Origin of the sequence: Nonomuraea sp. NPDC059194, from assembly GCF_042754765.1 — a bacterium.
Taxonomy (GTDB): domain Bacteria; phylum Actinomycetota; class Actinomycetes; order Streptosporangiales; family Streptosporangiaceae; genus Nonomuraea.
The window spans coordinates 116,154-138,146 of the sequence record NZ_JBHZBH010000021.1 but is presented as its reverse complement, the minus strand read 5'-3'; the positions used below and the strand labels follow the sequence as shown (position 1 = coordinate 138,146).

Here is a 21,993-nt window from a genome sequence, read left to right as displayed (position 1 = left end):
GGTTAGATTTCCTTTTGTGTCGTATATCACGTTTAAGCCGTGATGAGCGGTTCTTCCCGGCGGACGAGAGCCGCGTAGCGGCCGTCCAGCGCCATGAGCTCCTCGTGGGTGCCGCGCTCGGCGATCACGCCCGCGTCGAGGACCACGATCTGGTCGGCGCCGCGGACGGTCGACAGCCGGTGGGCGATGGTGATCGTGGTGCGGCCGTCGGCCAGCGCGTCCAGCGCCTCCTGTACGGCACGCTCGGTCTGGTTGTCCAGCGCGCTGGTCGCCTCGTCCAGGACGAGCACCGGCGGGTCGCGCAGCAGCGTGCGGGCGATCGCCAGGCGCTGCTTCTCGCCGCCGGAGAAGCGGTGGCCCCGCTCGCCGACCACCGTGTCGTACCCGTCGGGCAGCGCGGCGACGTGGTCGTGGATCCTGGCGGCGCGGGCCGCCGCGACCAGCTCCTCGTCGCTCGCGTCGGGTTTGGCGAAGCGCAGGTTGTCGGCGATCGAGGCGTGGAACAGGTAGGTCTCCTGCGAGACCACGCCCACGGTCGTCGCGAGCGCCTCGAAGGTCAGCTCGCGCACGTCCACGCCGTCGATCGTCACCCTGCCGCCCGTGACGTCGTAGAGGCGGGGGATCAGGTAGCTGAGCGTGGTCTTGCCCGAGCCGGTCTCGCCGACGACGGCCAGGCTGGTGCCCGCCGGAATGTCGAGGTCGAGGCCCGACAGGGTCGGCGCCTCGCCGTAGGAGAAGTCGACCCGCTCGAAGCGGACCTCGCCGCGCGGGCCGCTCAGGTCGCGGCCGCCGGGCGTGATGTCGACGGGCAGGTCCAGGTACTCGAAGATGCGGCCGAACAGCGCCAGCGAGCTCTGCACCTCCACCCCCGTCCGCATGAGCGAGACCGCGGGCCTGAACAGCCCGGCCTGGAGCGTGGTGAAGGCGACCACCGTGCCGACGGACACCATCGACGTCAGGCCGGCGGCCCAGTAGATCATGGCGGGCATCGCGGCCATGACGATCTGGATCGACGACTGCCGCCATCGGCCGGCCATACTGGCGCGCACGCCCAGCTCGGCCAGCTCGTCGGAGGCGTCGGTGAACCTGCGGGTCAGCTCGGGGGCGCGGCCCATCGTCCGGCCGAGCAGGATGCCGCTGACCGACAGCGACTCCTGCACCATCGACGACATCACGGCCAGCTTGCGCTGCCGCTCGGCGGTGATCCGCCTGCGCTCTTGCCCGACCTTGCGGCTGATCCACACGAACACCGGCAGCAGCGCCAGCGACAGCGCGGTCAGCCGCCAGTCGAGGACCAGCATCGCGATGACGCTGGCCAGCACGGTGGTGAGGTTGGAGACGATCGAGGTCGCGGTCGAGGTGACGACCTGCTGCATCCCGCCGATGTCGTTGGCCAGGCGCGACTGCACCTCGCCGGTGCGGGTGCGGGTGAAGAAGGCCAGCGACATGCGCTGCAGATGGCTGTAGACGGCGGCGCGCAGGTCGTGCATGACCCGCTGGCCGACGGTCGTGGAGATGAACGTCTGCATCACGTCGAACACGCTGGTGGTCACGGCGACGGCGACCATGCCGAGCGCCAGCAGGCTCAGCAGCGCCAGATCCCGCGAGGGGATGGCGACGTCGAGGATCTCGCGCAGCAGGAACGGCGAGGCGAGGGAGACCAGCGACGAAAGGGCGATCAGGGCGAGGACGGTGGCCAGGCGGCCGCGATAGGGCCGGAACAGCCTGATGATGCGCCTCATGGGCGCGCGTGGTTCCGCTGTCACAGAACTCCTTTCAGATGTTCACTCAAACAGAGGTTATCTCACGATTGTTCCACCGGTAGGCTCTGCGATCGTGGACACCGCCTCCGAGCTGCTGGAACTCGTGCACAGGATCAGCCGGCTTTCCAGGCACGGCTACAAGCGCCGCCTGGAGCCGCTCGGCCTCAGCCCCAGTCAGGCGCGGGCGCTGCGCGAGCTCGTCGAGGCCGACCGGCCGCTCAGGATGGTCCAGCTCGCCGAGGCGCTGCGCATCGTGCCGCGCTCGCTCACGCCCGTCGTCGACGCGCTGGAGGAGGCGGGGCTGGTGCGCAGGGAGACCGACCCCGCCAACCGGCGCTCGACGCTGCTGCTGATCACCCCGCGCGGCGCCGAGGTCCACGAGCGCTCGCGCGAAGCCCGCAGGGAGGTCGCCCGCGACCTGTTCGGCGTGCTGTCCCAGGAGCAGCGGGAGCGGCTGAAGGAACTGCTGGGCGAGGTCGACAGGGACAACTGGGCGGTCTAACCCGCCTGCTCCCTGGAGGAGTCCGCGGCGGACCGGCGCGGACGCCGCGGGCGGGGCACGCCGCCGATCACCGTGGCCAGGCACGGCGGCTGGTCGAGCAGCGCCGCGTAGGGGTCGCGGCCGCCCCGGACGTCGAAGACGGCCAGGTCGGCCTGGCTGCCGGGGCCGAGCGTGCCGATCCGGCCAGGACCCTCCGCCATGCCCATGGCCCGCGCCCCGCCCACGGTCGCCGCCTCGACGAGCACCCGTTCCAGGCGTCGCATCCGGGTGGCATCCCGTACGGCTCGCGCCACCGCCAGCGGCGGGCCGCCGAACGCGATCGCGGCGCCCTCCTCCACCAGCGCGGAGACGTCCCCGCCGAGCAACGCCAGCGTGGTGCCGCGCAGCCGCAGCAGTTTGCGCTCGCCGGGCGTGAGCGGCCCCTCGCCCGTCACGTGGCAGTGCGGTCCCAGCACCCCGGCCTCGTCCAGCTCCATGGGGGAGTGGCGGCCGAGGTCGGCCATCAGCCGCAGCCCGAACGTCCGGGCGAGCACCGCCAGCTCCTCCATCACCAGCGGATCGGACGCGTGCGCGGCCACGCCCACCGTGCCCGCATGCTCACGGATCGCGGTGATCAGCGCGTCACGCGCGCTCGCCTCCCACGCCTGCTCGCTCGCGCAGGCGACCTCCAGGTAGGTGACGCCGCCGGGGCTGCCACGCTCACCGAGATCGGCCGCGCTGGTCACCCCAGGACCCAGCGCCCCGGTACGGCAGGCGTCCACCAGCCCCGGGGTGATCAGGCCGGGCCAGCGGATCTCGTCCTCGACGGGGAAGTAGGCCAGCAGCTCGGCCCTGGACCCGACCTGGAGCACCCGCTCGCCTCTGATGGCGACAGCGCCGTCACGGATCGGCGGCGCGCAGACGGGCAGCACGAGGGGAGCGGAGTGGAGGACGACGGGCACGTGGGCGCGCGAGCCGAATCCCTTCCTCAACGCTCCCATTGAGCGATTAAAAGGCACGACTGCTGCCAAATCAATCACACGCGCCGGGACCCCCGGGGGTGGGAGCTGTCAGGAGCGGGGCCGGTAGCGGCCGGACAGGCGGGCCAGTTTCAGGCTCAGGTGCAGGCTGAGCCGTTCCCCGCCGTCCTTGAGGTCCGTCTGCGCCAGCTCCTCCACCCGCTGCAACCGGTAGTACAGCGACGTGCGGTGCAGCCGCAGCCGCTTCGAGGTGGCCACCGCGCTGCCCGCCAGGTCGAGGTAGGTCTCCAGCGTCTCCAGCAGCGGCAGGTGCTGGGCGTCGGCGAGCAGCCGTTCGAGGCCGGGGTGCAGGTCCGCCTGTGGCACGTGCGTCAGCATGCGGTAGACGCCGAGCCTGGTCCACTCGACCGACCGGCCGAGCCCCCGCACCCTGGTCGCCACCTGGGCCGCGTGCAGGGCTTCCGCGTAGGACTCGCCGGCCTCGGCCAGGCTCGGGCGGGGGCGGCCGATGCCGACCACCACGGGCAGCGCCATCGCCGCGTGCACCTCCTCGGCGGGCGGCGCGGCCGTGGTGAGGAGCGTGGCGTGGTCGTAGCGCACCAGGTGCAGCCCGCCGAGACGGCGCCGCACGGTCAGCATGCCCTGCTCCATCGCTAGCCGCGACCGCTCGGAGGGATCGGCGTCCAGCGGCGTGGCCACCAGGGCGGTGACCGGCAGCGCCTGCGGGAAGCCCGCCTCGATCAAGGTTCGGGCGGCGTCGCGGTCGCCGGACAGGACTCCGGTCACGGCCTCCAGCTCGCGGTGCGAGGCAAGGCCCGTGGCCAGGCTCTCGTGGAACAGGGCCAGGGCCAGCGTGCCGGCGGCGGTCGTGGCCTCGTCGATCTCGGCCGCCGTCATCGCCGGGGCGGTGTCGATGAACCACAGGAAGCCCATCAGCGCGCCGTCGTGCCGTACGGGGACGCAGACTCTCGGCAGCAGGCCGAGCGCGGGCGCGCCGGGGGTGCGCAGCGGGGCGGTGGCCTCCAGGATGCCCGCGGCGTGCAGGAAGCCGCGGACCTCGGGGGTCGTGTGGCGGCGCAGGATCGACTCGCGCCTGATGTCGTCCATCGCGCCGTCCTGCTCGGAGTAGGCGATGACGCGCTGGAGGCGGTCCTCCAAGAGCAGGGGCCGCCCGAGGCGGATGGCTAAGTCGTCGACGCTGCGCTGCAGCACTACCTGGCCTTTTCATCATTTGTCGGAAATCGGAGGTGGCCTCTTCCCTACAACTGATCGGTGATCTCCGTCAAGAGCGTCTATACCGTCCTAGTTCGTGAAGCTCCCGAAGAAGCTGCTGAAAGGCCTGCTGGCGGCCCTCGTGCTGGTCCCGTTAGGTCTTGCGGCCACCCCCGCCTCCGCCGATCCCCCCGCCGACCCCGAGATCCCCTGGCGTCAGGACCACTGGCCCCAGACGCAGCCGTGGCAGCGCGACGAGCCCGAGTCCGACCAGACACTGCGCGGCCGTCCCGCGCCCTCGATCGCCCCGATCGACCCGCAGAACTGGAAGAACCCCGACCACATGACGTGGGCGGACTACAAGAAGATCCCGGACACCAACTGGGCCGACCCGAACGTCAAGGGCTCCACCCGCACCTTCAAGGGCGCGCTGGTGCTGCTCGACTACCCCAACCAGCCGTTCGTGGCCACCCAGCCCAAGGGTTCGACGATCTTCAAGAACCCCAGCGCCGAGGCGCACGACGTGCCCCGCGACCAGGTTGCCAAGTTCTACCAGGACTTCCTCAACACCCCGAACGCGCTCAACCGCGGCCACACCATCCACGAGTACTGGATGGAGGACTCCGGCGGCCGCTACGGCGTGGAACTGACCGGGTTCGGGCCCTACACGCTGACGGGCAAGGACCACGAGTACGCCATGGAGTTCCAGGGCGGCACCGGCTGCCCGGCGGGCGACTCGTGCGACAAGAGCCTGCGCACCGAGGGCAGGGCGCTGTGGGCGGGTGCCATCGGCGAGGAGGAGGCCAAGAAGTTCGACTTCATCTTCTACCTCAGCGCCGGTCAGGACGAGTCGTCCACCTGGCAGGAGTTCGGGATGATGAAGTTCCCGACCAAGGAGGACGTCACCGACGAGTGGGGTCCCGACGACCCCAGCCTGACCAACTGGGTCAAGACCCGCTACGTCGACTGGACCTCCTGGCAGGCGGGCTCGACCTTCTGGCCCAACGCCCAGATCGGCGTCAACTCGGTGCAGGCCGAGAGCTCCGGCATGGGCGTCTACGCGCACGAGCTGAGCCACATCCTCGGCGTGCTCGACAACTACAACAACCCGTACGCCAACCCGGTCCGCAGGGCCTACACCGGCATCTGGGAGATGCTCAGCAGGGGCAGCTTCAACGGCCCTGGAGGACCGCACAGCCGCTGGCTGATCCCGCCCACCTCGGGCGGCTCGATGGGCGCCCAGCACATGCTGCGCAACAAGATCAAGCTGAACATGGTCGACGAGCAGAACGTGCTGCGCCTGTCGCGTGACGCGCTCGACGAGTCCGGCCTGGTCACCGCCAAGGTCACCGCTCGCTCCGTCCAGCCGGGACCGAACGGGCTCATGGGCCTCAACATCCAGTTCGACTCCGGCGACAAGGCGCCCGCCTGCCAGTGGCAGACCGACCCCCTGTGCGACGGCGGCGGCTACGAGAACTACACCGTCGAAGTCGTCGACCGGATGGGCACCGACTCCTTCACCCCCGACTCCGGCGTGCTCCTGGCCAAGACCAAGAACCAGGACAGGTCCCCGTTCGAGTGGGTGATCGACGCCAACCCGCAGGACATCAACATGACCGACTACGTCCTGCCCGACGGCACCAAGGTCCCGATCACCATCGGCGACTACCGCCAGCTGTCCGACGCCCTCTTCCACGCCGGCACCGACTCCGGCAGCGAGTACGAGTTCGTCGACGAGGCCAACCGCCTGCACTTCTACGTCACCGATGTGCAGCGTGACCGCAAGGGCATCCTGTCCTACACCGTCGCGGTCCGCTCGCTCGACGGCGCAGGACCGCACAGGCGCGGCGTCAAGCTGCTGCCCGCCGCCGGGATCCCGGCCGGCAAGGGCCTGTCCACCTGCAAGTTCCCGCTGTTCAACACCGGCAGGACGCGCACCTCGACGGCCGCGCACCCCGAGGACGTCTCCTCCTACCTCGGCGGCGACGTCTACCGCCTCACCGCGTCGGTCTCGGGCCGGGGCTGGAGCGCCCAGCTGCCCAACGCCCTGGCCGCGGTCGGCAACGGCGAGCACGAGTCCGTCACGGTCAACGCCCAGCGCGCCGAGGGCGGCAGCCGCCTGGCCAAGGTGACGCTGACCGCCACCTCCGAGTCGGACCCGTCCAAGACCGTGACCGCCACGTGCCACGTGGTCGGGCTGTAACCGGCTGATGGAGTTGCATCTGTAACCGGCTGACGGGGGTACGGCGCCGCCGTACCCCCGTCGGTCATCGCTTCGCGGGTTCCGTGATCGGGGGTGGCGCGGGCCGTACGAGATCGGCTTGAATCACCTCCGAAAGGGGGTGCGTGTTGCGACTGCCGGAGGAGGCTCACCGGCCCCGGCGCAGGAAACGAGCCTGGGTGGCGCCGATCGCGGCGGGCGCGGCCGCGGGAGCGGCCAGCATCCTGGCCGCCTCGCTGGAGTGGGAGATCCCGCCCGTGGCCAAGATCGGCGTGACCGCGCTCGCGGCGCTGCTGGTGGGCGTGACGACCTGGGCGACCACCGCCACCAGCAGAAACGGCGAACCGAAGGCGCTGCCCGAGGACCCGGCGTGGCGCCCGCCCGACCAGTGGCCGCCCTCGCCCGAGCACTTCACCGGCCGCTCGGAGGCGCTCGCCGAGCTGCGCAAGGTCTTCACCGCCAGGCGCGGCGGCAGCGAGCTCGCGCCGCCGCTGGTCGTCTCCCTGTACGGCAGGGGCGGCGTCGGCAAGTCGGCGCTCATGGCCAGGTTCGGGCAGGAGCTCGCCGACTGGTTCCCCGATGGCCGCCTCTACGCCAACCTGCGCGGCATCCGGCCCGACGAGGTCCTCATCGGCTTCCTGCGCGCGCTCGGCGTCCGGCTCACCACCGACCCCGGCGGGCAGGAGGAGCTGCGCCAGCTCTGGCTGACCTGGACCAAGGGCCGCAGAATCCTCATCGGCCTGGACAACGTCGACGACGCCGAGCAGGTCAAGGCCCTCATCCCGGCCGAGCCCGGCTGCGCGGTCGTGGTCACCTCGCGCCAGCCGCTGTTCCTGATGAACGCCTACGACACCCAGCTCAGCGTCTTCAGCGAAGCGCAGGGCGTGGAACTGCTGGCCAGGCTCGCCGGTGGCGAGCGGATCGTCGAGGACCTGGCCGCCGCCAAGGAAATCGTCAAGATCTGCGACTACCTGCCGCTGGCGATCAACATCTGCGGCGGACGGCTGGCCACCCGGTCGAACTGGTCGCTGCGCGAGCTGGCCGACCGCCTGACCGACGAACGCCGCCGGCTCGACCAGCTGGAGCTGGCCCCCACGATCGACAAGAGCGTCCGCGCCTCCGTCCAGCTCAGCTTCGACGACTGCACGGGCATCCAGCGCAGGCTGCTGCGCCTGCTGTCCTCGCTCACCTCGCCCGACGTGCCCGGCTGGGTGGCCGGCGAGCTGCTCGACAGCTCCGTGCTCGACGGCGCCGACCAGCTGGAGGCGCTGATCGACGTGCAGCTGGCCGAGAGCTCGGGCACCGACCAGACCGGCGCCATGCGCTACCGCCTGCACGACCTGGTCCGCCTGTTCGCCGCCGAGCTGCAGGACGACAGGCGCGAGGCCGCCATCGAACGCGTCCTTTCCGGCTACCGCCGCCGTGCGGAGGCCGCAGCCCAGGCCAGATGGCCGCAGGACTGGGGGCGCACGGGACGCGCAGGCGACGCCGACCGCCAAATCCAGGCCGGCGACTGGCTCAACGCCGAACGCCTCAGCCTCATCGCCCTGATCCACCAGGCCAGGTCGATGGAACGGTGGGAGCTGGTCTTCGGCCTCGGCAGGGCGTTCTGCTCCATCTGCCACTCGCTGCGCGCCTACTGGAGCGACTGGGGCGAGGTGGCCGAGCTCACCGTCGAGGCGGCCAGGCACGTGGGGGACCGGCGAACGCTCGCCATCGCCCTGCTCGACCGCACGGCGGCGCTCGGCGGCGACGCGGCGCAGGAGGCGCTGGAGATCTTCGCCGAGCTCGGCGAGACCTGGTGGGCGGCCAGGGCCATGCGCACGATCGGCATGCGGCTGTTCAACGACGGCAACCTCGACAAGGCGCAGGACTACCTCATCGACGCGATCGCCGCCTTCGGCGCCGAAGAGGACTACTGGTGGATGGCGCGAACCCAGCGCAACCTCGCCGAGCTCCGCCTGGCGCAGCGGCGCCCCGAAGAGGCCCGCGAGCTGCTGGAGGACGCCCTCGAGGTGTTCAAACGCGACGGCAACCGCTACTCCGAGGCGCAGACCTTGCGCGCCTACGGCGAGGTGCTGGCCGCCCAGGCGCGCGGGCTGCACAGGGAGGGGGAGGCCAGGGCCGCTGCCGACCTGTTCACCAAGGCGGGCTTCAGCCTCGACAGGGCGGCGGAGATGTTCAGGAGCAGGGGCGAGCTGTGGGAGGAGGCGCGCTGCATGCGCGCCATGGGCGAGGTCGGCGACCCCGTCAACGGCCTGCGCGAGCTCGACTCGGTACGGCGGGCCGAGGAGATCCTCATGGCCCTCGGCGACTCGTGGGGGGTGGCCCGCACCCACCTGTCGTCCGGCAGAGTGCTGAGCAGGCTGGGCCGGACGGCCGACGCGGAGGAGGAGCTGAAGAGCGCCGTCACCGCCTTCGACGAGCTGGGCGACCAGTGGTGGATGGCGCGCAGCCTGCGCCACCTCGGCGAGACGCACCTCGACGCGAAGGACCGGCGCGCCGCCGTACCGCCGCTGGAGCAGGCCCGCGCGATCTACCGCAGCCTCGGCAACGAGGCGGGGATGCGCAGGACCCTCGAACTGCTCAGGAGAGCGGAGTCCTGACCAGGTGGCCCGCCGCCCTGCGGGCCTCCTGGATCGACTCCTCGAACAACGCCCGCACGTGCCTGGCCTGGTCGGCCAGCTGCTGGATGTGCGGAAGGGCCAGGTCGTCGCGGACGGTCTCGGCCAGCAGGCGCTGGTAGTCGGGCGTGCGGGCGGCCAGCATCTCCAGCCGCCGGTGGGCGCGGTAGACGTCGTCAGCTTTCAGCACCTGCAGCGCGTACTCCTCCAGGGTGCGCACCCGCTGCGAGAGCGACGTCCATGCCTGGTCCAGCGCCCCGGCGTACGGCGCGAACGCCGCGCGCAGATTCCTCGGCAGGTCGGTCGGCACGATCCGGCGATGCTCGTCGTGCATCCGCGACAGCTTCGCCAGCCGCCTGGCGATCTGCCACACCTCGTCGGGCAGCGTCACCTGGTTGTCGATGGAGTCGATCAGCCCCGCCTTGTGCACCTCGGAGGCGAGGATCCGGTCGGCGGCGTCCTGCGCCCTGCGCAGCAGCACCTGGCAGGGATAGTCGAGATCCTCGGGCAGGACGTAGCGGTCGTGGTGCTCGTAGGCGAGCCTGAGCCGCCGCTTGGCCACCCTGTTGCCCTCGTCGGTCGCCATCCAGCGCATCAGCGCGATCAACGACATGCCCACCAGCGCCACGATCATCCCCGCCGAGCCGATCACCAGCCAGATCAGCATCAGGAAGCCGGGCAGCACGAACAGCAGGGCCGAGTTGCGCGTCGGCTCGTGCTGCCTGCCCGCCCTCGCCATGTGCATCGCGTGTGGGCCCGCTCTCAGCTGTGCCGCGACCTCCCCGGGTAGGGAGGGATCGAGCACCAGACGCGGGGGAAAAGCACGCGGATCCATCTCTTCATGCTGCGTTACAAATGCCGAATCCGCACAGACTTATCCCGACATATAGGCTTGATCTCGATGAACGACTTCACGCGATGGATAGAGCTCCAAGGTGCCGTCAACGTCCGTGACCTGGGCGGACTCCCCACCACCGACGGCGGAACCACGCGGTCGGGACGCATTCTCAGATCCGACAACCTGCAGGGTCTGACCGACGCCGACGTCGAACAGCTCGTCGGCTCACACAAGGTCAGGCACGTCGTCGACCTCCGCTCCGGCCCGGAGGTCCATCTTGAAGGCCCGGGGCCCCTCACCAGGATCCCCGAGGTCACCGTCCACCACCTGACCCTGTTCGCCGAGGGCGGCAGGCACACCGACGTCGACGCCGACCGGGCGCTGCCCTGGCAGGAGCGCAACACCCAGGACGACGTGCGCGTCACCGGGTTCTACTACGGCTACCTGCGCGACCGCCCCGACTCGGTCGTCTCGGCCCTGCGCGTCATGGCCATGGACGACGGCGCCGCCATCGTGCACTGCGCGGCGGGCAAGGACCGCACCGGGGTGCTGTGCGCGCTCGCGCTGGAGGTCGCGGGAGCCACCCGCGAGGCCATCGTCGCCGACTACGAGGCGACGGGCGAACGCCTCGAACAGGTGCTGGCCAGGCTGCGGGCCAGCGACACCTACCGGGACGACCTCGACTCCAGGCCCGCCGACGACCACCGGCCGCGGGCGCGGTACATGCTGCAGTTCCTCGGCGTGCTCGACGACCGGTTCGGCGGGCCGATGCCGTGGCTCCGCGCCCAGGGCTGGACCGACGCCGACACCATCGCTCTCCGCTCGCGTCTGCGAGACTGACCACTCTTTTCGTCTGTACGGCTGTCGCCGGGGTCATGGCCACCGTGGGATGACGGTGGCCACCCGTCCATCACGCGTACTCCAGCAGGACTCCGGCGGGCCGCCGTCACGACAGGGTCGTTGGGCCACCGGCTTCGGTTGCGCGCGGGTGCGGCCCTCTCCGCAGCCGCGGCTTCCGAGGACCGCACGCCGTACCCACGCGCCGAGCCCCCTGAGACCCGCACTCCGCACCCACGCGCGCCGGGGCGTCCTCCGAGAGCCGCTTCCCCGCTTCCCCCAGGAGGGGCGTCGGTGTCAGTGGATGCGGATGACCGTGTGTTCGGTGGCCGAGCGGTGGGCGGCCTCGATGACCGTGAGGGCGTCGACCACGTCCCTCGGATCGACAGGGGGCGCGGAGCCGCTGACCAGGCACGCCGCCACCGCCTGGTAGAAGTCCAGGTAGGACCCGGGCTCCGTGCGGACCCGCTCGGCCGAGTCGACCGTGCCCAGCGACCCCCACCGCTCCTCCGGGTCCGCGCCGAACCCCGGATCGTCCGGCACCGCCCCCGCGCGCAACTGCTCCTCCTGGACGTCCAGGCCGTGCTTCACGTAGGCCGCCGACGACCCCAGCACCCGGAAGCGCGGCCCGAGCCGGCCCGCCAGCGCGCTCACCCACAGGTGGGAGCGGGCGCCGCTGGCGTGGGTGAGGGCGAGGAAGGAGTCGTCGTCCGCGCCGACGCCCTCCCTGCGCACATCGCTCTCGGCGTAGACCTCACGCACGGGGCCCAGGAGCTGGAGCGCCTGGTCGACGAGATGGCTGCCCAGGTCGTACAGGAGGCCGCCCACCTCGTCGGCGCCGCCGCTCTCCCGCCAGCCGCCCTTCGGCACCGGACGCCAGCGCTCGAACCGCGACTCCAGCCGGTGGACGTCGCCGAGCGCGCCCTCGGCCACCAGGCGGCGCAGGGTGAGAAAGTCGCCGTCCCACCGCCGGTTCTGGAAGACCGTCAGCATCAGCCGCTTCTTGGCGGCCAGTTCGACGAGGTCGCGGGCCTCCTGGGCGGTCCTGGCGAGGGGCTTGTCGACCACGACGGGGCGTCCGGCGTCGAGCGCGGCGGTGGCGAGCGGGATGTGGGTCCTGTTGGGCGAGGCGATGACGGCCAGATCGCAGCGCGGCCACAGGTCGTCGGCGTCCTTCATCACCGCCGCGCCGTACCGGCTGGAGACCTCGGCGGCGCGGTCGGGGTCGCGGGTGACGACGGCGGCCAGGCGCAGGCGGGGCGTCGCGTGGATGAGCGGGGCGTGGAAGACGGCCCCCGCCGTGCCGTACCCGACCAGGCCCACTCGGATCTCGCTCATCTCCCCACGATAACCGTCCGCTGATCATGACCAAGGGACCAGGCCGGGAGGAGGCGCCTTCGCCCGGTGGATGTCAGATGTGGTCGGGGTCCACGGCGAGGGCGACGTGGATCAGGTCCTCGATCGCGTGCGCCAGCCGTCCGTCGGAGATCTCGTAGCGCGTCTGCCGTCCCTCGGGCACCGCGACGACGAGGCCGCAGCCACGCAGGCACGCCAGGTGGTTGGAGACGTTCTGCCGGGTGAGCCCCAGCTCGTCGGCCAGCCGGGCCGGATAGGAGGGCCCCTGCAGCAGGGCGATGAGCAGGCGGCAGCGGTTCGGGTCGGCCAGGGCCCTGCCGATTCGGGCCATCGCGTCGAGCCGGGTCTCCACAGTGAACACGATTATCAGGATACACGACTTGCTGTATATACAGCTCCTGCTGTATATACATGGCTGACTGTATTGATTGGGGAGTAGCCATGGGACAGGGTCACGGACACGGCCACGCGACGGCCGGCGCGCAGCACCGCAAGCGATTGATCATCGTGTTGCCGCTCACGTTGAGCGTGCTGGTCGTCCAGGTGATCGGCGCGATCATGTCGGGGAGCCTGGCCCTGCTCGCCGACGCGGGCCACATGGCCACCGACGCCGCGGGCATCGCGCTCGCGCTGTTCGCGATCTGGGTGGCGGGCAAGCCCGCCAGCTCCCGCAGAACCTTCGGCTATCAGCGTGCCGAGATCCTGGCCGCCGCCGTCAACGCGGTGCTGCTGCTGGCGTTGAGCGGTTACATCCTCGTCGAGGCGGTGCGCAGGTTCGCCGACCCCGAGCCGGTCGGCTCCACCGTCATGATGGTCGCCGCGGTCGTGGGCCTGGTCGCCAACGGGATCGCGCTGTGGCTGCTGCGCGAGGGCCAGGAGGAGAGCCTCAACCTCAGGGGCGCCTACCTGGAGGTGCTCGGCGACCTGCTCGGCTCGGTGGCGGTGATCGCGGGCGCGCTCGTCATCCAGTTCACCGGCTGGCTCGCCGCCGACGCGATCATCTCGGTCGCCATCGCGCTGCTCATCCTGCCCAGGACGTGGAAGCTGCTCAAGGAGGCCGTCGACATCCTGCTGGAGGCCACGCCCAAGGGCGTCGACCTCACCGAGGTGCGCAAGCACCTGCTGGAGACGCCCGGCGTCACCGACGTCCACGACCTGCACGCCTGGACGATCACCTCAGGGGTGCCCGTCATGTCCGCGCACGTGGTGGTGGACGAGGAGGCCTTCACCAGGTGCGGCCCGCTGCTCGACCGCCTGCACGAGTGCCTGGCCGGGCACTTCGACGTGGAGCACTCCACGCTGCAGCTCGAACCCGCGGGCCACGCCGACCACGAAGGCGCCAGACACCACTAGCTTTCGCGGTCGTCCCGCTCGGCCAGGAACGCCTCGAACTGGGCGGCGAGCTCGTCGCCCGTCGGCATCGGGGTGCTCTCGGCTATCAGGTTCTCCCGCTCCTCGCCGCCGGCGAAGGCGTCGTACTGCTGCTCCAACCCGCTGATCGCGGTCGACAGCTCACTCGAGGCCCCGATCTGCTCCTCGATCTCCGCCGTCGTACGGCCAGCCGCCTCGTGCAGGCTGTCCATCGGGAACACCAGCCCCGTCCCCTTCGTCACCGCCTCCAGCGCCGCCACCGCCGCCTGCGGATACTCCGCCTGCGACAGATAGTGAGGCACGTGTACGGCATAGCCGAGCGCGTCGCGCCCCTGCCTGCCCAGACGGAACTCCAGCAGCGCGGCCACGCTTCCCGGCACCTGCACCCTGCCGAACGCGCTCACCTGCGAGTTGATCAGCTCCGGCCTGCTCGCGTGCGCGGTGACGCCCAGCGGCCTGGTGTGGGGGACGGCCATCGGGATGCCGTGCACGGTGACCAGCTTGCTCACCCCGAGCCGCTCTGCCAGCAGACCCACCGCAGCGGTGAACAGCTCCCACTCCCTGTCCGGCTCCGGCCCGCTCAGCAGCAGGAATGGCGTGCCCGTCAGGTCGCGCGCCTGGTGGAGGATCAGCTCGGGGGCCTCGTAGTCGACCCACCTGTCGGTGTCGAAAGTCATCGCCGGCCGCCGCGACCGGTAGTCGATCAGGCGGTCGACGTCGAACGTCGCCACGACGCTGTGCTCCAGCTCGGCGAGCAGATGGCCCAGCGCGAGCCGTCCGGTGGCACCCGCGTCGACGAACCCGTCGAAGTGGTACACCAGCACGGGATCGGTGAGCTCGGGGGTCTCCTCCGCCAGCCGGTAGAGATCCGTCGGGTCGAACACGGTTGATCAGCCTTTCCCTCGGTACTCTCTCCAGAACCTTCGGCGAGCCGGAACGATTCCGTTCACGGCACCCTACCGATGAGAAGAACCCACCAAGGCCCCGGGTCGCCACGCCCCCGGCGGCGACACCTGCACAACGGCCCGCATGAACGAGGAGCGTGAGGCCGTCGGCGTGGAGGCAGGCGTCCGGCGAATCGCCAATCAGAAGGGTGACACCTTGCTGATGCCGACGGCATATCACGGTCACGCCGACAGTGTCAGGATGGCCGACAGTGTCAGGATGGTGGTGGACAAGGGCGCCGATGCCGACCGGCGACCGACGGGCCCAGATCCCGCTGGCCGACGCGGTGCTCACGAAGGAACGCAAGGTCGTCGGAGTGCTGCTCAACGTGGGTGCGGACCCTCGTTCGGCACCCTTCCGCGCTTGATACGGTGCGCGCCTTCGTCGCGGAGAGCCGCTTATCCGGCGATAATTCTGTCATCATCCGATATGGCGCAAAGTCAAGATCATTGCCATGCTGTGAGAATGGCTAGTACGTCTGCGCATGCGTTCGAGGCCACGATCCTCCGCATCCCCCCGCTCCGATGCCCGTTCCCCAGCGAGGTCAACCCGCACGTTGAGGAAGCCAGCGAGGACAGCTTCGCGTGGCTGCTCAAGACCGGGATGCTCGATCACCCCGACCTGTTGGAACGTTACCGTCAGGCCAGGTTCGGCTGGCTGACGGCCAGGGCCTACCCGCTGGCCGACCGGCAGATGCTCAAGCTCCTCATGGACTGGTGCATCTGGCTGTTCGCCTTCGATGACGGCTTCTGCGAGTCCGAGAAGATGAGTCGGCGCACCGGACTCATCGCCAGGGCGCTTCCCGAGATGTTCCGCGTCCTGCACGACATCGACTCCGACGAACCTGTCACCAACGTCTTTGCCCGCTCGCTGCAGGAACTCAAGACCCGGATCGCTGTCCACGCCGAGCGTGACCAGCTGGACCGCTGGTGCTCGGCCACCCGAGAATACATCTTCGCCCAGGTATGGGAGGCGGCCAACAGGGAGGCCGACGTGGTGCCTACGCCTGAAGACTACGTGTTCATGCGGCGCCGTACGGGGGCGATGTATCCGGTGTACGCGCTCATCGACATCGCCGGCGGCTACCGCCTGACCCCGGACGAATGGCACCACCCGGACGTGCGGGCGCTCACCGAGCACGCCAACGACCTGGTGGTCTGGGACAATGACCTGTTCTCCTACGCCAAGGAGTGCAATCACGACAAGGCCCGGCACAACCTGGTCAACGTACTGGTCACCCACCGGGGCTGCACCATTCAGCAGGCGTTGGACGAGGTTGCCAGGATGCACGACCAGGCCGTGGCCGAGATGGTTCGGCTGCGGCGCTCCATCGAGGGATGGGGCTCGAGCGCCGTCGAGTCGTACGTCAGCGGGCTCGAGCACTGGGTGCGCGGCCACATCGTCTACTCCCTCGGCAGCGCGCGCTACATCCAAGCGTGGCCGGCCAACACCCTGTGGCCAGAAGCGGTCTGAATCCTTACGCGGCGTCCACCTCGCCGAGCGCGAGCGTGGACGCCTCGTCGAGGTCGAGTCGCGTGCCCCGCTCGAAGGCGGCGTTGTACCCGCTCTCGCCGAGCAGCTTCTGGCACTCTTTGACGCACTTCTCGTGCTCTGTCGTGAGGAACGGCGCGCCCAGCATAGGCAGGCCGGAGTTCTTCCAGTTCTTCTGCAGGGCGCCCAGCAGTTGTGCGGCCAACTCCGCCCGCTCCAGCACGGCGAGGATCTTCGCGGAGCTCTCCAGCACGATCAGCGTGCCCAATGTGTCATGGAAATAGCGCTTGATCCTCAGCGCCTCCTGCGCCTTGGCCAGCGCCTCCGCAGGCCTGCCGGTGTACATCAACGGCAGCGCCAGCGCCCAGCTGGCGTAGGAACTGACGAAAAGCTCGCCGCGCTGCTTGCACACCTCCAGCACCTCGATCAGCAGCGACTCCGCCTCATACAGCTCGCCCTGCGTCGTCAGCACGATCGACAGCTCCACGATCGCCGGCAGCAGGCCGGGGTTGAGCTCCTTGTTGCCGGTGTTGAACTCGATCGCCATGCCCAGCAGCGCGCTCGCCTTCTGCAGGTCGCCCTGCAGCAGCGCCGCCGTACCCTGCATCTTCGAGGCGAGGATGACCGCGCGCGAGTCGCCGACCAGCACCGCCTCGCTGCTGCACTGCTCGGCTGACTCCAGCGCGCCCGCGCTGTCGCCCTGGGCGCTGCGCACGTAGGACAGCACCCACAGCGCCTTGCACCGCTCCTTGCTCGCCGCGGGGTTGGCGCGCAGCGCCCGCTCCAGGTAGATGCGACCCTCGCGGACGAACCCGCAGCAGATCCACATGAACCACAGCGACGACAGCAGCTCCAGAGCCAGGGGACTGTCGCCGGGGGTGCGCAGCGCGTGCTCCAGCGCGAGCCTGACGTTGTCGTGCTCCTGGCGCATGCGGACGAACCAGTAGATCTGCCGCGGCCCCGACCAGGCGTCCTCGCTCCTGCGCGCCAGGCTCAGGTAGTAGGCCAGGTGCTTGTGGCGCAGGGTCTCGGTCTCGCCGAGCTTCTCCAGCCACTCCACGCCGTACTCGGCCAGCGTGTCGATGAGCTTGTAGCGCACGCCCGCGTGATCGCTCTTGATCAGCAGGATCGACTTCTCCACCAGCCCCGTCACCAGATCGGTGATGTCCTCGGCGGGCAGCCGGTCGTCGGAGCAGACGAACCTGGCCGCGTCGAGCTCGAAGTCACCGGCGAAGGCCGAAAGGCGCGCCCACAGCAGCCGCTCGGCCGGCTCGCACAGCTCGTGACTCCACCCGATGGCCGCGCGCAGCGTCTGGTGGCGCGGCAGCGCCGTACGGCTGGCTCCGGCCAGCAGGCTGAACCGGTCGGTCAGCAGACCCAGGATCTGGTCGACCGACAGCGCGCGCAGCCGCACCGCAGCCAGCTCGATCGCCAGCGGGATGCCGTCGAGGCGGCGGCACAGCTCGGCCACCGAGCCGATGTTCTGCTCGTCGAGCACGAAGTCGGGCACCACGGCACCCGCCCTGGCCGCGAACAGCTGCACCGACTCGTTGGTGAACAGGTTCTCCTCGGCGTTGTCGCCGGGCACCGCCAGCGGCGGCACCGGCACCACGTGCTCGTACGGCAGGTGCAGCGACTGGCGGCTGGTAGCCAGGACCTTCAGCCGCGGGTTGGCGTGCAGCAGCTCGTCGATCAGCTCCGCGCAGCCCTCGATCAGGTGCTCGCACGTGTCGAGGATGAGCAGCATGTCGCGGTCGCCGACCCACTCCGACAGCGACTCGGACTCGCCGCGCGCCGACTGGTCGGCCACGCCGAGCGCGGAGGCGATGGTGTTCTTCACCATGCCCGCGTCCTGCAGCCGCGCCAGGTCGGCGAACCACACGCCGTCGGTGAACTGCGAACGCACCTGATGAGCCAGCCGCAGCACCGTACGCGACTTGCCGACGCCACCGATGCCGGTGACCGTCACGAGATTCGACTCGGACAAGTGGCGTTTGAGGTTGGCGAGCAGCCTCGTCCGGCCGACGAAGCTCGTGAGCTCCGCCGGCAAATTGCCTTCTCGACGCCATCCTGTCGGGGTGGCCATGGGCAGCCTCACGGGGGTAGCCGGACACTTCCTCACGCGCGCAACCACTGTACCCCGAGTAGCCTTTACTGTCCCTTGAGGCTTCCAGGTGCGAGGGTGTCGATTCTTCCACCGGATAGCATTGTTTCCGTGAGCGAATTGCTACCCGAGCAGACCTCGGACGACACCGACCTGGGGTGGGGCGAGTATCGGGAAGAGGATCCCGACGCTTTCTACCTCGACAACAAGCCGCCTCACTGGGGCTGACCCGGTGTGTCGCGGCGGATGGAATTTCCTGACCCGCCGCGGCCCACATCTCAGCTGACGACGTCCTTACGGCGGAAGCGGCGGAAGGCGACCGCGATCAGGATCGCCGCGTAGGTGACCGACACCGCCGCGCCCTTGGTCATCCCGCCCCAGTCCAGCGTCGGCGCCAGCGCGTCCAGCCACGCCGTGTTCCAGAACGTCGGCAGGAACTCCCGCAGCGACCCCAGCGCCTCCACCGCCTGCAGGATCGTGCTGACGATCACCAGGCCCACCGCGCCGCCCACCGCGCCGAGCGGCGAGTCGGTGACCGTCGACAGCAGGAACGCCACCGCCGCCACCACGAGCTGGCTGACCAGCGCGTAGCCGATCACGATCCCGAAGCGCGGCAGCACGTCGAGGGCCGGGATCGTCTCGCCCGTGCCCGGCACCTGGATGTCGTTCCAGCCGAACACCAGCGTGCCCGCGACCAGCGCCATCACCGGCAGGCAGATCACCGCCGCCGCCGAGTAGCCCAGGGCGACGATGAGCTTCTGCCGTAGCAGCCGGTCGCGCGGCACCGGCGCGGCCAGCAGGTAGCGCAGCGACGACCAGTTCGCCTCGCCGGCCACCGTGTCGCCGCAGAACAGGGCCACCGCGACCACCAGCAGGAAGCTCGCCGACACAGACAGCGCGAACGCCGCGAAGTTGAGCCCGCCCTGCGTGGCCAGATCCGACAGGCGCAGCGCGTTCTGCTGGCCGGTGTTCTGGGGGCCGAACTGGAAGGCGATCACCAGGATCCACGGCAGCGCCAGCAGCAGCCCGAACATCACCAGCGTGCGCCGCCGCTTGAACTGCCTGATGATCTCCACCCGCAGCGGCAGCGTACGGCGAGCGGCGTAACCGGGGGCCGCGCTCGTCATGTCTTGTCTCCGATCAGGTCGAGGAACACGTCCTCCAGACGCGGCCCGTGGCCGTTGTGCTTGGCCGTACCGAGCAGGTCCGACACCGGGCCCGCGCTCACCAGGCGGCCGCGGTGCATGACCACCACGTGGCTGCACGACTGCTCCACCTCCGCCAGCAGATGGCTGGAGACGATCACCGTACGGCCGTCGCGGGCGTAGCGCTTGAGCACCTCGCGCATCTCCCTGATCTGGGGTGGGTCGAGCCCGTTGGTGGGCTCGTCGAGCACGAGCAAGTCGGGCAGGCCCAGCATGGCCTGGGCGATGGCCAGGCGCTGGCGCATGCCCTGGGAGTAGGTGCGCACGGCCCGTTCCAGCGCCGAGCCGAGCCCGGCGATCTCCAGGGCCTCCTCCATGTGCGCGTCCTGCGCCGGCCGTCCGGTCGCCTGCCAGTACAGGGTCAGGTTGTCGCGTCCCGACAGGTGCGGCAGGAAGCCGGGGCCCTCGACGAACGAGCCGAGCCTGGACAGGACCGGCGCGCCGGGCGTCACCGGCTCACCGAAGATCCGGATCTGGCCTTCGTCGGGGTGGATGAGGCCCATCATCATCCGCATGGTGGTGGTCTTGCCCGCGCCGTTCGGGCCGAGCAGCCCCAGCACCTGGCCCTTCTCCACCGTGAACGACAGGCCGTCCACGGCCTTGTCGCCGTTCCGGTAGGCCTTCGTCAGCCCGGCGATCTCCAACGGCGCCGCCTCCAACGGCGCCGCGGTACGGTCACCCGCGCCGGGGGAGGGCGCGCCGGGGGAGGAGCCGCCGGAAGGAGCGGGAGTCCTGCGGCCCGTCGCCAGGATGAGCGCGGCCACCGCGACGGCGCCCAGCGGAAGCGCCCACGTCCACCACACCGGACCGGTCGGCGCCGCGGCCAGCTCCGCCACCGTCGGCACGGTCAGCGTCGGCGAGGCCAGGCCGACCACGTAGCTCGCGGGCTCGGCGGGCGTCGCGTACCCCATGTCGGTCGTCGTCAGCGCCAGCCGTACCCGATGACCGGCCGCGAACCGATGGTCGACCGCAGGCAGCGTGACCGTCACCTCGGAGCCGGAGCCGGAGCCGGAGCCGGAGCCGGAGCCGGAACCGGAACCGGAACCGGAACCGGAGCCGGAGCCGGAACCGGCCGGAACCCGCACGGGTGCCACCAGACCGGCCGGGAGCGTCGGCGGGGTGGCGGCGTCGGCCACGTCGTAGAGCTTGGCGAACAGGGTCACCTCGCCCTGCCCCTGCACCCTGACCTTCACCGTGGGGGTGCCGGTGAGCTGCAACGGCTCGGCCAGCGGCGCGGACTCGAAGACCGCGCTCTGACCCGGCATGTCGAGGGAGACGCTGAGATTGCCCTGCCCGCCGCCCAGCAGGCCGCCGATCCCCGGCACGGCCGAGATGGAGGCGGGGTTGCCGCCCGGCGGGTTGGCGACGTTCTGGTCGGGGCCCCGCAGCTGGACCTGGGTGGTGGAGGTGCCGGTCAGGCCCGGGTAGCGGTCGGCGCCGGGGTGCAGCCGGACCCGTTGACGGGTGCCGGGGTCGCGGCCGCCGTCTCGGGTGATCGTGAACCCCTGCCCGGCGTCCGCGCCGGTGTCCTGCTTCAGGTGGCGGGCGAACCAGTCGAGCAGGCGCTCGTCCAGCCAGTCCGCCTCGCCGTTGCCGCCGTCATGCCCGCCGTCGAACCACATCACCTCGACCGGCGTCCCCGCCGCCGCGATCTGCCTGGCGTTCGCGTCGGCCTGGGCGAGGGTGAACAGCGAGTCGCGCTGCCCCTGGATCAGTAGCGTCGGCGCCTTGATCCGCCCGGCCACCGTCACGGGGCTCGACCCGCGTAGCAGCTCGATCGCCGCCGGGGTCGGCCTGCCGGTGGCCGCGACCTCCTGGTACATCTGGCACACCGCGGGCAGGAACCTGCCGCACCTGGCCTCCTCGGCCGACAGCGGGCGCGGCTGGGCGGTCAGCGCGCCCAACCCCGGCGTGTCGAGGCTGGGGCCGCCCCTGCTGAAGAACAGTCCCGCCCACATCTTCTTGAACACGCCGTTCGGGAACAGCGCCTCCGACAGGTCGTTCCAGGTGATCATCGGGACGATCGCGTCGACCCTGGCGTCGTGGGCGGCGGTCATGAGCGCGATCGCGCCGCCGTACGAGCCGCCCGCGATGCCGACGCGCGGGTCGCCCGCCGCGTCGAGCCGCACCTCGGGCCGCTTGGCCAGCCAGTCGATGAGCTGCTTGACGTCCTTGACCTCGTAGTCGGGCGAGTTGAGCGCGATCTGCCCGGTGGAGCGGCCGAAGCCGCGCGCCGACCAGGTCAGCACCGCGTAGCCCTGCTGCGCCAGCCGTACGGCCTGGGCCCTGACGCTCTGCTTGCTGCCGCCGAACCCGTGGGCGAGCAGGACGGCCGGCGCCCTGCCGCCGCCAGGGGGCGGGAAGTACGTGGTGTCGAGCTCGACCCGCTGGTCGTCGCCCGGGCCGTCGACGACGGCGATCCGCTGCTCCTGGCCGCTGATCTCGGGGGCGGACGGCCACACCAGCCAGACCACCGTCGCGAGGACGGCCAGCGCCGCGACCAGCGCGGCTGCTCTCTTCATGGGGCGAGCGTACTGAGCGGTCCTGAGAGGCAGCTGAGACGCC

Annotated in this window: 16 protein-coding genes; 6 read left to right on the top strand and 10 right to left on the bottom strand. The window is 70.6% G+C overall.

Going from position 1 to position 21,993, the window contains the following annotated elements; all coding sequences use genetic code 11:
• Nucleotides 1-32: 32 nt before the first annotated feature.
• Complete coding sequence (locus tag ACFXJ8_RS25095) at nt 33-1,742, bottom strand: ABC transporter ATP-binding protein (RefSeq protein ID WP_379646382.1); 1,710 nt, start codon at nt 1,740-1,742, stop codon at nt 33-35.
• 94 nt (nt 1,743-1,836) lie between these two features.
• Between ACFXJ8_RS25095 and ACFXJ8_RS25090 the strand changes: the two genes are divergently transcribed.
• Nucleotides 1,837-2,265: a MarR family winged helix-turn-helix transcriptional regulator gene (locus ACFXJ8_RS25090; protein WP_379646381.1), complete on the top strand. Its 429-nt coding sequence runs from the start codon at nt 1,837-1,839 to the stop codon at nt 2,263-2,265.
• On the opposite strand, the gene ACFXJ8_RS25085 is transcribed toward ACFXJ8_RS25090, so the two are convergent.
• Both ACFXJ8_RS25085 and ACFXJ8_RS25080 read right to left on the bottom strand, forming a co-directional pair.
• Complete coding sequence (locus ACFXJ8_RS25085) at nt 2,262-3,245, bottom strand: hypothetical protein (RefSeq protein WP_379646380.1); 984 nt, start codon at nt 3,243-3,245, stop codon at nt 2,262-2,264. The genes ACFXJ8_RS25090 and ACFXJ8_RS25085 overlap by 4 nt on opposite strands.
• A 69-nt stretch (nt 3,246-3,314) precedes the next feature.
• Nucleotides 3,315-4,436 carry a PucR family transcriptional regulator gene (locus ACFXJ8_RS25080; RefSeq protein WP_379646379.1) on the bottom strand — a complete coding sequence of 374 codons (1,122 nt, stop codon included), beginning with the start codon at nt 4,434-4,436 and terminating at the stop codon, nt 3,315-3,317.
• Between the two features lie 97 nt (nt 4,437-4,533).
• Between ACFXJ8_RS25080 and ACFXJ8_RS25075 the strand changes: the two genes are divergently transcribed.
• Both ACFXJ8_RS25075 and ACFXJ8_RS25070 read left to right on the top strand, forming a co-directional pair.
• Nucleotides 4,534-6,639 carry a M6 family metalloprotease domain-containing protein gene (locus ACFXJ8_RS25075; RefSeq protein ID WP_379646378.1) on the top strand — a complete coding sequence of 702 codons (2,106 nt, stop codon included), beginning with the start codon at nt 4,534-4,536 and terminating at the stop codon, nt 6,637-6,639.
• Between the two features lie 197 nt (nt 6,640-6,836).
• Nucleotides 6,837-9,263 (top strand): ATP-binding protein, encoded by a 2,427-nt coding sequence (locus ACFXJ8_RS25070; RefSeq protein WP_379646377.1) that lies wholly within the window; start codon nt 6,837-6,839, stop codon nt 9,261-9,263.
• Here the strand turns inward: ACFXJ8_RS25070 and ACFXJ8_RS25065 are convergent.
• Nucleotides 9,244-10,116 (bottom strand): hypothetical protein, encoded by an 873-nt coding sequence (locus tag ACFXJ8_RS25065; RefSeq protein WP_379646376.1) that lies wholly within the window; start codon nt 10,114-10,116, stop codon nt 9,244-9,246. The two genes, ACFXJ8_RS25070 and ACFXJ8_RS25065, sit on opposite strands and share 20 nt — an antisense overlap.
• Nucleotides 10,117-10,182: 66 nt before the next feature.
• On the opposite strand from ACFXJ8_RS25065, the gene ACFXJ8_RS25060 reads away from it, so the two are divergent.
• Nucleotides 10,183-10,959 (top strand): tyrosine-protein phosphatase, encoded by a 777-nt coding sequence (locus tag ACFXJ8_RS25060; RefSeq protein WP_379646375.1) that lies wholly within the window; start codon nt 10,183-10,185, stop codon nt 10,957-10,959.
• A gap of 294 nt (nt 10,960-11,253) precedes the next feature.
• Here ACFXJ8_RS25060 and ACFXJ8_RS25055 read toward each other — a convergent pair whose 3' ends face one another.
• A complete protein-coding gene (locus tag ACFXJ8_RS25055) occupies nt 11,254-12,294 on the bottom strand; it encodes a Gfo/Idh/MocA family oxidoreductase (RefSeq protein ID WP_379646374.1) in 1,041 nt (346 codons plus the stop codon).
• A gap of 73 nt (nt 12,295-12,367) precedes the next feature.
• Nucleotides 12,368-12,673 carry a metalloregulator ArsR/SmtB family transcription factor gene (locus ACFXJ8_RS25050; protein WP_358125836.1) on the bottom strand — a complete coding sequence of 102 codons (306 nt, stop codon included), beginning with the start codon at nt 12,671-12,673 and terminating at the stop codon, nt 12,368-12,370.
• A gap of 80 nt (nt 12,674-12,753) precedes the next feature.
• Between ACFXJ8_RS25050 and ACFXJ8_RS25045 the strand changes: the two genes are divergently transcribed.
• On the top strand, nt 12,754-13,665 hold the full coding sequence (locus tag ACFXJ8_RS25045) for a cation diffusion facilitator family transporter (protein WP_379646373.1): 912 nt from the start codon (nt 12,754-12,756) through the stop codon (nt 13,663-13,665).
• On the opposite strand, the gene ACFXJ8_RS25040 is transcribed toward ACFXJ8_RS25045, so the two are convergent.
• Nucleotides 13,662-14,567: a proteasome assembly chaperone family protein gene (locus ACFXJ8_RS25040; protein WP_379646372.1), complete on the bottom strand. Its 906-nt coding sequence runs from the start codon at nt 14,565-14,567 to the stop codon at nt 13,662-13,664. The genes ACFXJ8_RS25045 and ACFXJ8_RS25040 overlap by 4 nt on opposite strands.
• A gap of 526 nt (nt 14,568-15,093) precedes the next feature.
• Between ACFXJ8_RS25040 and ACFXJ8_RS25035 the strand changes: the two genes are divergently transcribed.
• Nucleotides 15,094-16,101 carry a hypothetical protein gene (locus ACFXJ8_RS25035; protein WP_379646371.1) on the top strand — a complete coding sequence of 336 codons (1,008 nt, stop codon included), beginning with the start codon at nt 15,094-15,096 and terminating at the stop codon, nt 16,099-16,101.
• 4 nt (nt 16,102-16,105) lie between these two features.
• Here the strand turns inward: ACFXJ8_RS25035 and ACFXJ8_RS25030 are convergent, their stop codons facing one another.
• The 3 genes from ACFXJ8_RS25030 to ACFXJ8_RS25020 all read right to left on the bottom strand — a co-directional run bounded on the left by ACFXJ8_RS25030 (nt 16,106) and on the right by ACFXJ8_RS25020 (nt 21,950).
• The gene (locus ACFXJ8_RS25030) at nt 16,106-18,169 is read right to left on the bottom strand and encodes an ATP-binding protein (protein WP_379646370.1); all 2,064 of its coding nucleotides are present in this window, start codon (nt 18,167-18,169) and stop codon (nt 16,106-16,108) included.
• Between the two features lie 332 nt (nt 18,170-18,501).
• Nucleotides 18,502-19,350 carry an ABC transporter permease gene (locus ACFXJ8_RS25025; RefSeq protein ID WP_379646369.1) on the bottom strand — a complete coding sequence of 283 codons (849 nt, stop codon included), beginning with the start codon at nt 19,348-19,350 and terminating at the stop codon, nt 18,502-18,504.
• On the bottom strand, nt 19,347-21,950 hold the full coding sequence (locus tag ACFXJ8_RS25020; protein ID WP_379646368.1) for an alpha/beta fold hydrolase: 2,604 nt from the start codon (nt 21,948-21,950) through the stop codon (nt 19,347-19,349). Before ACFXJ8_RS25020 ends, ACFXJ8_RS25025 begins: the two co-directional genes overlap by 4 nt.
• Nucleotides 21,951-21,993: the final 43 nt, after the last annotated feature.